The organism is Halomonas sp. AOP43-D1-4 (assembly GCF_052446175.1).
In the GTDB taxonomy this organism is placed as follows: domain Bacteria; phylum Pseudomonadota; class Gammaproteobacteria; order Pseudomonadales; family Halomonadaceae; genus Vreelandella; species Vreelandella citrativorans.
This window is the reverse complement of record NZ_JBQSVY010000002.1, coordinates 285,301-298,373: the sequence shown is the minus strand read 5'-3', so window position 1 is coordinate 298,373 and position 13,073 is coordinate 285,301. Positions and strand designations below refer to the sequence as shown.

The 13,073-nt window shown below is 52.5% G+C and carries 12 protein-coding genes and 1 pseudogene; 6 read left to right on the top strand and 7 right to left on the bottom strand.

Annotation, left to right across the window (positions count from 1 at the left end):
- Position 1: 1 nt before the first annotated feature.
- The 3 genes and pseudogenes from ACT3RQ_RS03320 to ACT3RQ_RS03310 form a co-directional block, all read right to left on the bottom strand.
- Positions 2 to 1,411, bottom strand: coding sequence for an SrfA family protein (locus ACT3RQ_RS03320; RefSeq protein ID WP_192528416.1), 1,410 nt, complete (start codon positions 1,409 to 1,411; stop codon positions 2 to 4).
- A 413-nt stretch (positions 1,412 to 1,824) separates the two neighbouring features.
- A pseudogene (locus ACT3RQ_RS03315) lies at positions 1,825 to 1,908 on the bottom strand (arginase family protein); the annotation flags it as partial.
- A 94-nt stretch (positions 1,909 to 2,002) separates the two neighbouring features.
- On the bottom strand, positions 2,003 to 3,322 hold the full coding sequence (locus tag ACT3RQ_RS03310; protein ID WP_192528415.1) for an NRAMP family divalent metal transporter: 1,320 nt from the start codon (positions 3,320 to 3,322) through the stop codon (positions 2,003 to 2,005).
- 356 nt (positions 3,323 to 3,678) lie between these two features.
- Here ACT3RQ_RS03310 and ACT3RQ_RS03305 point away from each other — a divergent pair, with 356 nt between their 5' ends.
- Entirely contained in the window at positions 3,679 to 4,329 is a 651-nt protein-coding gene (locus ACT3RQ_RS03305) for a hypothetical protein (RefSeq protein WP_444640147.1), read from the top strand.
- A gap of 45 nt (positions 4,330 to 4,374) precedes the next feature.
- On the opposite strand, the gene mapR is transcribed toward ACT3RQ_RS03305, so the two are convergent.
- The gene (mapR, locus tag ACT3RQ_RS03300; protein ID WP_087110820.1) at positions 4,375 to 5,796 is read right to left on the bottom strand and encodes a GntR family transcriptional regulator MpaR; all 1,422 of its coding nucleotides are present in this window, start codon (positions 5,794 to 5,796) and stop codon (positions 4,375 to 4,377) included.
- A gap of 67 nt (positions 5,797 to 5,863) precedes the next feature.
- On the bottom strand, positions 5,864 to 7,129 hold the full coding sequence (fabF, locus tag ACT3RQ_RS03295) for a beta-ketoacyl-ACP synthase II (RefSeq protein ID WP_444640146.1): 1,266 nt from the start codon (positions 7,127 to 7,129) through the stop codon (positions 5,864 to 5,866).
- A 128-nt stretch (positions 7,130 to 7,257) separates the two neighbouring features.
- Here fabF and ACT3RQ_RS03290 point away from each other — a divergent pair, with 128 nt between their 5' ends.
- Entirely contained in the window at positions 7,258 to 7,908 is a 651-nt protein-coding gene (locus ACT3RQ_RS03290) for a TetR/AcrR family transcriptional regulator (RefSeq protein WP_444621613.1), read from the top strand.
- Here ACT3RQ_RS03290 and ACT3RQ_RS03285 read toward each other — a convergent pair.
- The gene (locus tag ACT3RQ_RS03285; protein WP_444640145.1) at positions 7,905 to 8,828 is read right to left on the bottom strand and encodes a LysR substrate-binding domain-containing protein; all 924 of its coding nucleotides are present in this window, start codon (positions 8,826 to 8,828) and stop codon (positions 7,905 to 7,907) included. The two genes, ACT3RQ_RS03290 and ACT3RQ_RS03285, sit on opposite strands and share 4 nt — an antisense overlap.
- 131 nt (positions 8,829 to 8,959) lie before the next feature.
- Here ACT3RQ_RS03285 and ACT3RQ_RS03280 point away from each other — a divergent pair, with 131 nt between their 5' ends.
- A complete protein-coding gene (locus tag ACT3RQ_RS03280) occupies positions 8,960 to 9,232 on the top strand; it encodes a DUF2798 domain-containing protein (protein WP_172117817.1) in 273 nt (90 codons plus the stop codon).
- Positions 9,233 to 9,457: 225 nt separating this feature from the next.
- On the opposite strand, the gene ACT3RQ_RS03275 is transcribed toward ACT3RQ_RS03280, so the two are convergent.
- Positions 9,458 to 10,183: a GntR family transcriptional regulator gene (locus ACT3RQ_RS03275; protein ID WP_444640144.1), complete on the bottom strand. Its 726-nt coding sequence runs from the start codon at positions 10,181 to 10,183 to the stop codon at positions 9,458 to 9,460.
- A gap of 277 nt (positions 10,184 to 10,460) precedes the next feature.
- Here ACT3RQ_RS03275 and ACT3RQ_RS03270 point away from each other — a divergent pair, with 277 nt between their 5' ends.
- From ACT3RQ_RS03270 to ACT3RQ_RS03260, 3 genes are all read left to right on the top strand, one after another.
- Positions 10,461 to 10,745: a UxaA family hydrolase gene (locus ACT3RQ_RS03270; RefSeq protein WP_444640143.1), complete on the top strand. Its 285-nt coding sequence runs from the start codon at positions 10,461 to 10,463 to the stop codon at positions 10,743 to 10,745.
- A 2-nt stretch (positions 10,746 to 10,747) separates the two neighbouring features.
- A complete protein-coding gene (locus ACT3RQ_RS03265; protein WP_087110832.1) occupies positions 10,748 to 11,917 on the top strand; it encodes a UxaA family hydrolase in 1,170 nt (389 codons plus the stop codon).
- Positions 11,918 to 12,100: 183 nt separating this feature from the next.
- On the top strand, positions 12,101 to 13,066 hold the full coding sequence (locus ACT3RQ_RS03260; protein ID WP_444640142.1) for a tripartite tricarboxylate transporter substrate binding protein: 966 nt from the start codon (positions 12,101 to 12,103) through the stop codon (positions 13,064 to 13,066).
- Positions 13,067 to 13,073: the final 7 nt, after the last annotated feature.

Genomic DNA, 13,073 nt, shown 5'->3' with positions numbered 1-13,073 from the left:
CCTATTCGCTGGCTTTCTGAAGCCGCATGGGAAAAGGTTCATCGTCATAGCTGGCTGCGCAGTCGGCCATTTCGCCCTCGTTTTGATGGCACTCTACGCGCGGCATTTCGTAATTACTGCCGTCTTCACAGCGAGCACGCTCTTGGGCTTCAACCTGGAGTTCACCACTTTGCATCACGGCAGTCACAGGACCTGAACACATCACACCAGCCTGCCCACCGCGGCGAATAAACATCTGTCCTTCGCCTTGGTTGAATGCGTAGCGTACTTGAAGAGGCTGACCACTCTGGCTATCCATTACGCCTGCGCCTTGCCAATTACCGTCGAGAAAAGCAGCTGTTCCATCTGGCGTGTTGGCAGGAAGGTTTAGTGGCTCAGGGAGGGCTGTTGGGCTCTGGGCTGTATTGGCTCTGCCTGCTGGCGGCTCTGTGGCACTGGGTGATAACGCGTTGACGGGCAGCTCACTGACAGGTGGCAATGGCTCAGAAAGCGCTAAATCCATATTTGATTGAGATGGCATCGTGTTTGCCAAGCTGTTATCAGATAACGCTATAGCAGGCGTTCCAGTTGAGCTTCCCTGGGCTGGCATGCTGGCTCCAGCGTTTAACCCAAAAACGCCATTTGGCAGCGCAAGATTTTTAGGGCCGATACTAAAAGGCCAAGTATTCAAGCCCTGCGAGGGCAGTTGAGGAACAGCAAAAGAAGGCGTTTGGACCGTCGGTAGACTTAGCTCAACCTTGGGTTCTAGCGGCGGTGTAGAACAGCGTTTCAATCCCAGCAGCAACAGCAAGCCTAAAAGTAAAGCCAAGGGCAATAGCCACCATAAACGGCGCCACCAAGGGCGCGGTTTCACAGCAGTGGGCTCATTGCTAGGCACGGCAGCCGCTAGTGGAGCTAGAGGCGGGGATATGGGCGCAGGAGCCTGTGCTGGCTCAGTCTCGGGATAGAGGCACTGCAAAGGATTAGCGTGCCGGTCGGCTTCAGGATGTATAAAGCCCCAAAAGGTGAGTACCGGAGTGCCGTCCACCAAATAAACATGGTTTTCATCTGGGAAGTGACAAGACCATTTGACTAAGCGTGCGAATACTTCGTGGTCACCGCCCTGGCCGTCACCGGGCATTTCGACAGCTTGAATCTCTTTTTTAAAAGATTCCAACTGAATACGCGCGTCCTCTCGTTCACCTTCAGTAGCATTCTTCCAAGGCACTACGTCACCGGGGATGCCACTGTACCAATCGACGCCTTCTCCCTGCTGGTCGCGTTGTGGTATAGCAAGGTGGCGCTCTTTTCCTTTTAGGCGGCGTGCAATAGTTTTACGTAATTGAAGCGCAGAGTGAAAAACCGGCTGCCCCGTCTCGCCAAGGGCGCGATATTGGTCTGTCTTACCGCTATGCAGCAACAGAGATGTCATGCCTATACCTTACTTTGAGGAACCACTCATTGACTGGTTCAGATAAGCCAGCGTTAAAAAAGTGGTTTCAATAAAGCAAGATCAAAAGAAGCTTGGCATGGAAGTGAAGTTGAATTTTTCAAAACCAGCGTTCCCTAACGAATTTTAATCGATTTGATTAGTTTTCTAAGCATCTTAACAAGGTTAATTTAGTAAAAAAAGGAAAGTTAGATTGGCAAGCGAGATGCTTTCTAAAAAGCCTGTTAATAGCGGATTTTAGATAGGATTTTTTTCGGGAAGGAAAACGCTGAAACGTGCACCAAAATCTCTTTTGCGTCATGTTTTTGAAACAAATTTTTAAGAGCCTTGGATTGGAAATAGACCATAAAATTCGCCCTTCTTGAGGACCATGAAGGGCGATAGTTCTTTATATCAACTTTTAGCAGTAAGTCGGTCGACATACCGCCACATACCGGTGTGCCGGTGCACGGTGCAAATGCGGGGTCGAGCCTATCAATACCTGCGCGGCCGAAAAACTGCACTTAAGCCAGTTAGCGCTCAGCCATGCACTAAAGCGGCTTCGCGAGGCGCTGACTAGCGAGTACTTACGAGTTAGTGAATAAAGCGAACATAAATATAGCCCAGTGACAGAAGCGCCAGGGTAGCGATTGCTAGCCAGCTCCAGGCATTAATCAGGCGTGAAGGGCGCTGGGACACCGGCACGGTTGAGCCGTTTGCCGTCAGGTGGTTGAGGGTAGCCAGCACCGGGCTTATCAAAAACGCCACGACCATGACAAAGTCCATAAACAGCCGGAAGCTGCCCATCAAGGTATACAGAATCACCACGGCCAGTAGTGATAAGCCCACCATGCATACAAAAAATGCGCGGCTGCCCTCAATCGTACGGCTCTCTTCCGTGGCGCCTTCCGGGCGTGTAAACGTATAGTAAGAGGCCGTGATCATGCGTGGAAAGCCATCCAGCACGGTCAGCAGTGTGGTGAGCATGACGGTAAACGCGGAAATACCCACGACCACGCCGCTCCACTCGCCCAAGGTGTTGGTATAAAGGCCAATCACTTGGCTTGCAAAAGCGACGGCGCCATCGGCGGGCGTTATTGCTTGGCTGTGCATCACGCCAGCGCCCATTACGACAAAACAGGCCGCCAGAACGGCCGCGCCGATATAGCCGATATTGAAGTCGATTTTTTCGGCGGCAGTGCCACTGCGCACGCCCTGATTTTTATTACGCGCCTCTGACCACAGTGAGTTCATCACCGCGAGCGTAATATCAGATGGCATCAAGCCAAGCACCGCTACCAGGGTAATAAAGGTGGCTGTGCTAAAAAGCGGAGAGACGGCTGTCGCGGGGTAGAAGGTCCAGTCGACCAGGGGCACGGCCACCAGGGCGGCCAACAGGGTGGTGACGCTTAAGATGACAATAAAGACTTTATTGACCCAATCCAGTAGCTTGTAACCGCCTGCAAATGTCAGCACGCAGCACAGGGCAATCAGTATCACGGCGATGGCTGGCGGGCTTAACGTCATAGGCACGATACTGCCGGCAAGACCTGCCGTGGTAATCGCAATGGCGGCAATAATAATCGCCGAGACAGGTATTTGGACCAGCGCAAACAGCGCCACCACGGATTTACCAAAGGTCTGGCGGTAGCCCTCAACCAGCGACTTGCCTGTGACGCTGACATAAAATGGCCCGAAGAAAAAAGACGGATACTTAAGCAGTATGGCAAGTAAAATAAAGACCAGTAAGCCGATGCCATACTCCGCCCCAGCACGCGTTGATTGAACAACGTGAGACGTGCCAATGGCTGCCCCCGCAAATAAAAAGCCGGGGCCAAGCGCGGCCAGGTATTTGGCATACATGGATGTGACCGGAGGAGAAGCCGTCAGCGTGCTGGATTCTTGAGGGGGCATGGTGGGCTCCTTGTGAGCGAGATTTTATTGAAATGTCATTATTGTTTTAAGCGATTCTGATCGCGGGCCGCTATGTTAGCTCAGTCTTTGATGGCTTTCATGCGCTATGCGCTGTATGACGCTACTCACGTATAGCAAAATCATTAAGGTTAGCTAAATGGCGAAGGCGTCACGCGAGCCGGGTTTGCTTGCGCTGGGTCAGCCTTTAAGCTGATATGTATTTATCGTAACGTTCTGAGTCTGTACTGAAACGGCAGTGCAAGGCAGAATTCAAAAACGCACAGATGGCGAGCAGGGCATTCGTTAACCAGACGTCAGGCTGTTAGGGTGATAAAACGTTTAAGAGGCGCGCTACTATGCTAACTGTTTTCATTTATTTTATGATTTTTGTGGGTGTCACCGCCGCTTTATATCAGGTGTATGAGGTTAATTATAATATTAATTTTGCCAATGACTTGAAGCTCTCAAATGCCGATAAAGAGCGCTTAAGCGAGCTTTCTCATAAAGCATTGTTGGCGAAGCAAACAGGCGGGTCAGCCGATTTTGACCAAGCGGTCGCCCACACATTTGGGCCTCAGATGAATCATCATATGGCGCTCCTGGCGTTTACAGAGGAAAAAGCGGGCACCTATGCCATTCCTCTTCTACGCCGCAGGGGGCAGCTTGATGTCAGCGGCGAATTGCGCGTGCGGCATTTGTCATTCTGTAAAACCCGGCTGCCAACATGGGATGCCCGCGTGCTGATGATTTCACTGGTGATTGTGAACAGCATGCTGGCGCAGTTCCTGGGTGGAATGAGCATCTATACGCTGCTATACCCCTTTTCATCGGCCGCCTTTACCTGGCTGAATGAACCCCCGGTGCTGATGCTATTAACCTTCGTGTTGATCGCCATCTCTCACGGCATTTTCCGGCTTGATATGTATCTGCACGACCTGTATCAAATTGGAAAGCTTGCCCGGTTAACATCGGCAGACAACCGTCATCTGCATAGCCAAAAGGCGTAAGTCGCTAAAACGAGCGCCTGAAAATGAACACCTGAAAAGCAGCGCTTAACAAGATGCCAGCATTGCTCTTAGCTGCTCGCCCAAAAACGCCATGGCCTCTTCGCTGCGCGGTGTCCATGGGTGGCCATAGCTTAAGCGGGCGCAGTTTTGATACCCCTGCGTGGCAGAGAAGATAGGCCCAGGTGCAATGCTGATCCCTTGCGCCAGGGCTATTTGAAACAGGCGCAGCGAGTCCACCGGCTTGGGAAATTCAAACCACAGAAAGTATCCGCCAGCCGGGCGTGTTGCGCGGGTATCCTTGGGAAAGTAGCGTGCCGCCGCCGAGAGCATACGGGTTTGCTGAAATTCCAGTGCCAGGCGCAGTTTGCGCAAATGGCGGTCGTAGCCGCCGTGCTGAAGGTAATCTGCAATGGCTACCTGAGCGGGCACCGAGGGTGAAATTGTCGTCATCAGTTTCAGCCGGGAAATGCTTTCGGCGTAGCGCCCTCCGGCTACCCAGCCGACCCGATAACCGGGCGCCAGGCACTTTGAAAACGACCCGCAGTGAATCACCAATCCTTCATCATCAAAGTGCTTAACGGGTACGGGGGGCTTGGAGCCAAAATAGAGCTCGGCATACACATCATCTTCGATCAGCGGCACCTGATGCTGCTTCAACAGCCCATACAGCGCCTGCTTTTTGGCCGTACTCAAGCTCGCCCCAAGCGGGTTTTGCAAATGGCTCATCAGCCAACAGGCTTTAATCGGGTACTTGGCAAGGCTGTCTGCCAGCTTGTCCAGGTCGATTCCTTCCCGCGGATGAACAGGAATCTCGACTGCCCTTAACTTCAAACGCTCCAATACCTGAAGGCTTGCGTAAAAGGCCGGTGACTCGATGGCGACAAGATCACCAGGTTCGGTCACGCACTGAAATCCCAGGTTCAGGGCTTCCATGGCGCCATTGGTAATCACCAGTTCCTGGGGCGGTAGGTGCACGCCAGCCAACCGGTAACGCAGAGCGATCTGGCGGCGCAGTGCCGTATCGCCTGCGGTCATATCTGTGATGATGGCGTTGGGAGAAAGCTCGCGTAGCCCTTTGGCCATGCTGCGCGCCAAGCGGGGAAGCGGAAACAGCTCAGGGCTTGGAAAGGCCGAGCCAAAAGGCACCGTATCGACATTTTGAAGCGACCCCAGCACCGAAAAAACCAGTTCACTTACCGCAATGTCGGCCGTTTCAGGGTGGCCTTGGGTCATTTCGGGCTCGTTGAGAAACTGCTGCGCCTGTTCGCGGACAAAGTAGCCCGAGCGTGGCCGCGACACGATTAGCCCCTGCTTCTCCATCAGGTAGTACGCCTGAAACACCGTCGATGGGCTAATGGCGTAGTGGCGGCTGGCCTGGCGAACTGAGGGTACACGCTCCCCTGGCGCCAGCACACCACTGCGGATAAGTTCGGATATTTCCTCGGCAAAGCGTTCGTAGCGTTTCATGTTCTTCCACCGCTAAAAGCAGGCCAAGAGGATACGCGAACGGCGGTTAAAAGCCGACGGCCAGGCGCTACATCTGGCTGATAATCAGCGCCGCGTTGACGCCACCAAACCCAAACCCGTTGCACAGCACATGCGGGGTGGGCTGGGTGCGCGTTGTTAGCGGGATAAAGTCTAGGTCCTGCATATCTTCATCGCAGTGCGTCAGGTTAAGCGTGGGCGGCAGCTGGCCGGTGGTGGCAGAAAGCGCTGAAAAGATGCTCTCAACACCGCCCGCCGCCCCCAACAAATGGCCCGTTGCCGATTTGGTGGAAGAGATCGGAATGTGTGGCAGTTTGCTACCAAACACACGCCGTAAGGCGGCAATTTCTGCCCGGTCGCCCACGGGCGTTGAGGTGGCGTGAGCATTGATATAGCCAATCTCATCCGCGTTAAGCCCCGCCATTTTCAGCGCCGAATGAATCGCCGCGGCGGCGCCGTTACCGTCCTCTGGCCCGGCAGTAATATGGTAGGCATCGGCACTGGTGCCGTAGCCGCTAATGACGGCCAGCGGCGTGGCGCCGCGCGCTTGTGCATGTTCAAGTGTTTCAATCACCAGCAGGCCCGCACCTTCGCCCATCACAAAACCGTTGCGGGTGCTGTCGAAGGGACGCGATGCACTTTCAGGCTGTTCATGCTCGGTGGAAAGCGCTTTGAGCGCGTTGAAGCTCGCTAATGATAGTGGATCAATACACGCCTCGGCGCCGCCTACTAACGCCACGTCGGCTTCACCGCTACGGATTAGACGCATGCCGTCGCCAATCGCTTGCAGGCCCGCCGCACACGCCGTCACCGGGCAGCCCAAAGGCCCTTGAAAGCCATAGCGAATCGACAGGTTGCCCGCCGCCATATTGGCTAGAAACGCGGGTACAGTAAACGGCGACACCCGGCGGTAACCTTTCTGCTGTAGCGTTTGCTGGGCCTCGGTAATCGTGGGGAACCCGCCAATGCCGGAACCGATAATGGTCGCCGTGGCGCGGCGTTGTGCTTCGTCCGTTGGCTGCCAGCCAGCCTGCTCAAGCGCCTCTTTTGCCGCTGCCATGGCGTAAAGGCTGAACAGGTCCAGCTTGCGGCGCTCTTTGGCATCTGCGATACCATCCAGACAAAGCCCTGCCTGCGGGTCATCAGTTGAGTGGGCAACCGCACCGGCAATTTTGATAGGCGTTTGAGCGGTATCAAAGCGGGTAATCTGGCGAATCCCTGAACGGCCTTGCAGCAGAGTGTCCCAACTTGTCTTGACGTTGCATCCCAGCGGGCTGACCATGCCCATGCCGGTGATAACAATAGGTGAGTGCATAGCGGCTCCTCAGTGCTTTAAATACGGCTACGCTAGCAGTACGCATTATATGATCAAGATAATATTTAGCAGGATTATTTAGCCAAACAATTTAGCCGAACGATTTAGCAGTACATAACGAGGTCAACATGCCTTATCCCAAAAGCCATAAGGCGAAAACCCGAGAGCGTATCCTGGCGTCAGCCACTGAACTGTTCAGCCGATACGGCTTTAATAAAGTCTCCATCGGTCAGGTCATGAAGCTGGCTAGAATGACCCACGGGGCTTTTTATTCCCACTTCGCCTCCAAAGAGGCGTTGTATGATGCCTCGGTGCGTAAAACGCTGGATGGCAGCCGGGCGGCACGCTTGGTAAAAGGGCCGCTCTCCTTGCAGCATCTAACGGAGCTGGTCTCTAACTACTGGAATCTCCAGGAGCTTGAGCGTAAGCAACAGCCAGGGCCGGAAGCGGTGCTGTTTAATGAAATAGGCAGCGAGAAAGCCGAGATTCGTACCATGTTTGAGGCGTCTTACCTGCGGATGAAAAAGATGCTTGAAATGCGCTTGCTTGCCCTGAGTAAGCTAAAAAAACTCCCCTTTGCCCACGACCGCGAAGTGATTGCCGATAAGTCGCGGGTTATTCTGGCCGCGCTGGTGGGGGCTGTAGCCATTGCCAAAAGCCTACCCGGTGAGGAAGAGCGTCAGCATGTGTTATTGGCGACCCAGCGCCAGATTTTGCTAATGCTGGGAGTAAGTGAAACGGAAGCCGAAGGGATGCTGCAACGCGTGATGTCGGCCTAGGCCCGCCAGTGGGCAGGGAGAGTCTCGGTGAGAAACTGCTGAAACGCCAGGACCTTGGGCGTTAATTCACGCCGATGCCGGACACAAAGATAAAACTCTAGTGGGTCAACCTCCAGGGGCTCATCAGCCGCAAACGGCGGCGTAAACAGTGCGACGAGCTTGCCCTGCGCAATTAACGGTTCTGCAATAAACGCCGCTAACCGTGTGATGCCACCACCTTCAATGGCCATCTGGGCCAGTGCATCAATGTCGTCGCTGATCATACGTGCCTTCACCGGCACATCGAAACGTATGCCGTTGCGTACCGCGCCCCAGCCGAGATAGCGCCCATCCAAAGGAAACCGAAATACCAGGCAGTCATGCTCCTTAAGCTGCTCCAGGGTGTGCGGGTATCCGGCCTGCTCAAGATAGCGAGGTGCTGCGCAGAAGATGGATGGCACCCGCGCAATAGGACGTGCCACCAAACCCTCTTCCAGCGCATGGCGAATGCGAATGCTGGCGTCAACCGATTCGGCGATATGGTCCACGTGGCGGTCGGCAATGCTGAGCTCGACCGTGATGTCGGGATAGCGGCGATTAAAGGCTGGGATCATGGGGGCCAATAGGTGCCGGGCAAAGGCACCGGTTGAGGCGATGTGCAAACGCCCTCTGGGTGCGTCATGCAGCGCGCTGACGGCCTGACCGGCAAGCTCCAATTCCTGTACCAGTTCACGCACTTTTGCGTAATAGGTGGTACCGCTTTCCGTCGGCGCTAAACGGCGCGTAGTGCGGGTGAGCAAGCGCACCCCCAAGTGGGTTTCCAATCGGCTGATGTTTTGGCTGGCGGCTGCCGCGCTAATACCCAAACGGCGCGCGCCGCCCGCAATGCTGCCTGCTTCAACTGCTTTCACAAAACTCTCGATACCGCGTAACGCAACCATAAGCCATACCTTAATCTTTAGCGCCACTCGTAATATTAACTTACGGCTGTGCTTATCGTGAACCTGCTTCTGAATTGGTTCGAGTCACTGTAGAGTGCGCAAACACGTTTGATAGGTAAGGTAATTCACCCATGACAACCCGCCGCTACCCAGAACAGCGCCTGCTTGCAGCGCGCAAGCTGCACCCACGTTTTACGCCGGTCATATTTGCATTATACATGTCGACGATTATGGCGTTCTTAATGACCCTGATTATTACCGCCGTTAATGCGGGAGTGAGTGATCACTATTTCAGCCAGGTATGGCACGCCTATCGGGTAGCCATGCCCAGCGCCTTTGTGTGCATTTTGGTAGTACGGCCACTGGTTGCCCGTCTTGTACAGCTTACGATCAGGTCGCATTGAGGTAATTATGCCGCTTGATTTTTGCGCATACTGCTCCTGCCGGTGACGATGTTTGGAAAGTCATGCCATGCATGCATCCGAGGTGTTATCGAAGCGATGCATGTATGGAGAGAAAGAATTTTATATGCCAAGCCTTTCAGAATGTGCTGGAAAGCTTGGCAACTGAACGTGGTCAGTAAAACTAATTAAACACCTAAAAGCCTTCGACATCTTGTTTTAAGGCTTTCACAGAATATTCCAGTAGCAGTGTTGTTGCGTAACACATCGTGAAACACGATATTCAATAGCTTCATCTTGAAGACCTTTGGCAACTCTACGAACTTCGATAAGTGGAGAACCTAATTCTACACCCAAATGTTTTTGTTCTTGGGTACCTGCCGCAACAGCGAACAGCTGCTCTTCTGCCTTTGAAACACTTTGCTTAAATTGCTGCTGATAGAGCTGATACAGCGTATTGGGCAATGTTTCAGGAATGCTTTCGAGCTTCGGAAAGCGCGTTGCATCGACTATCAGGTCTTCTAATAACGCTGGGATTTCATCCAGAACTCTGACTCGCTGGATATGCACTACCATGGCTTTTCTTTCAAGCCCTAGCACTCTCGACTCTTCATTGCTGGCGCGTCGGCGTTCGCGTAGCAGAACACGAGACACAGGCAGTGATCGAGTGCCATCCAAACGCATGAAGTTAAAAAATTGAAACAATGAGCGATCGCTGTCATGCGTTGCGACGACGGTGCCTTTGCCTTGATAGCGAATGACCACGTGGTCCTTAGCCAGTGCATCCACCGCCTTGCGTATAGTCCCAACACTAACCCCGTACTCTTGAGAAAGAGCCGACTCGCTAGGAATGAAGGTTCCTGGCGGCCAAATACTCGAAACGATGCGTGACAATAGCGCTTCTTTTATTTGCTGATATAGAGGGCGATAAGAAGGTGCTGGGTGGTCGTTCATATCCGGTTCCTTGACGTGTTTCTTGTACGCCATGCGCTAGAGACGTTAGTGCTTCAATGCTGATGACAGTGAACACTAAAGCCCTGATGTTAGCTATTTTCAGTCATAGCCGCTCTGATTTAAGACAATAATATCAAAAAAAGATATAGATGACTTGAACTCTTATGTTATCTATCATATATATGATACAGGATGCGATTTAGATAAGCCGGTTCCATCTGGCATCCTTGATTTGATAACAGTAACAATATCAATAACCTAGTAGAGAGAAGACATCATGAGCATCGACTTCGTAGTACATGATGCCGACGATAGTGTCGGCGTCGCGGTGGTCGAAGGCATCCAGGCTGGCCAAGAACTGACTGGATGGGTCATGCAAGGTGACCGAACTATTACTTTTACAGTAAGCGACTCCATTCCTATTGGGCACAAGTTGGCAATTCGTGATCTGGCTGAAAATGACGCTGTCATGAAATACAGCGTCGATATCGGCCGCGCCATCAAGCCGATCGAGAAGGGCGAACATCTGCACGTTCACAACGTTAAAACCAAGAGGTGGTAAAAATGGAAATCAAAGGTCGCAAGTTTCTGGGCTATCGCCGCGAAAATGGGCGTGTTGGTGTCCGTAATCACGTTATCGTTCTACCTGTTGATGACATTTCTAACGCTGCCGCTGAGGCAGTTGCCAATAACATTAAGGGCACTATGGCGTTGCCGCATGCCTATGGCCGGTTGCAGTTTGGCGCTGACCTGGATCTACACTTCCGTACTCTGATCGGTATCGGTTCTAACCCTAACGTCGCCGCTGTTATCGTAATTGGTATCGAGCCAGGCTGGACCAACAAGGTGGTTGATGGCATTAAGGCGACAGGTAAGCCTGTGGAAGGCTTCTGGATCGAGCAAAATGGGGATCACAACACTATTTGCGCGGCTTCCAAGAAGGCCAAGGAGTTCGTACAGCACGCCAGTGAACTGCAGCGTGAAGAGTGTGATATTAATGAGCTTTGGGTTTCTACCAAGTGCGGTGAGTCTGATACCACTTCAGGTTTAGCTTCTTGCCCAACAACAGGTAACGCCTTTGATAAGCTCTACGATGCGGGCTGTACGTTGGTATTCGGCGAAACTTCCGAATTGACGGGCGGTGAGCATCTCGTTGCCGAACGGTGCGCTACACCTAAAGTGCGTGAACAGTTTCAGGCAATGTTCGATCGCTACAGCGATATGATTGATCGCTACAAGACCAGTGACTTATCTGAATCCCAGCCGACCAAAGGCAACATCGAAGGTGGCCTAACCACCATTGAAGAAAAAGCGCTAGGTAATATCCAGAAGATTGGTAAGCGCTGCCAGGTAGATGGCGTACTCGACAAGGCCGAAGCACCTACTGGCGCAGGGCTTTGGTTTATGGATTCCTCATCAGCAGCAGCCGAGATGGTGACGCTATGCGCAGCTGCTGGTTATGTTGTGCATTACTTTCCGACTGGCCAAGGCAATGTGATTGGTAACCCCATCTTGCCGGTTATTAAGGTCTGCGCTAATCCACGCACCATGCGTACCATGAGCGAACATATTGATGTTGATGTAACTCACATCCTTAGGCGTGAGATGGATATGGATCAGGCGGGGGATGCATTGCTGGAAATGACTCTACGTACTGCCAATGGCCGCCATACAGCTGCTGAGGCGTTAGGTCATCGTGAATTTGTAATGACTCGTCTCTACGAAAGTGCTTAACGAAATTGTGGCGCCCTGACGTTTGTTAGGGCGTCGTCTTGGGACTTTTTCAGGAGTAGTTACCTGGTAATAAAGTAAAGATTGTAAGAGTCGCGCCTTCTAAAAACGCGCCGTAATTTATCGTAACTCCGGTGCACTTGCTCGCAAGTTAACAATGACAACGAAGATACTTGGAGAAAAATTATGCGAATCTCTCTATCCATCGGTTTAGCCGCCGGCCTCGGTTTATCCCTCGCCAGTGCGCTTACGACAGTCGCTATAGCGGACGACTTTCCTGCGAAGAACATTCAGTACGTTATGCCTTTTGGCCCAGGCGGTGAATCTGATATTAGTGCTCGTCTTCAGCAGAAATACTTTGAAGAAATAACCGGTAAGCAGCTAATTGTGCAATACATGCCTGGTGGAGGTGGCGCTGTTGGCTGGTCTCAACTATCCGACATGCCGACCGACGGCCATGCGATTATGGGATCCAATTTGCCTCATATCATCCTCAAACCCATGGGCCAGGATGTTGGTTTTCAAACCGAAGACATTAATAATTTCTTTTATTTTCACTACTCCCCCGATGCGATCCTCGTCCGCAACGAAAGCCCCTATCAGACGCTTGATGATCTAATTCAGGCTGCTCAGGAAGCCCCTGGCGCTGTCACTTTTTCTGGCAGTGGCACCTACAGCGCAAATGATGTCGCCAACACGCGTTTTCAACAATTGGCGGATGTAACCACAACGTATATTCCCTTTGGTGGGTCTGGAGCGGCTGTTACGGCGTTACTAGGCGGAGTGGTAGAGGCGGAGTGGGGATATACCACGATCGCAGCTAACCATAACGACAAGGTTCGCATGCTGGCGGTGGCCTCTGAAGAGCGTCACCCCATGTTCCCCGATGTACCTACTTTCCAGGAGTTAGGCTATGACATGGTAGGTGGTGCCTATCGTGGTATGGCCGTGCCTGAAGGAACTCCCCAGGAGATTCAGCAGAAACTCTCCGATATCTTCCAGCAGATTAATCAAAACCCGCAGTTCCAGCAGGAAATGCAGGACCTTGGCTTTGTATTGATAGATGTGCCAATGGGAGAAATGGATACATTCATGAGCGATCAAATGGATGTTTACGAGGCTTCTGCACGTGAACTCGGCTTAATCGACTGACCTCTAA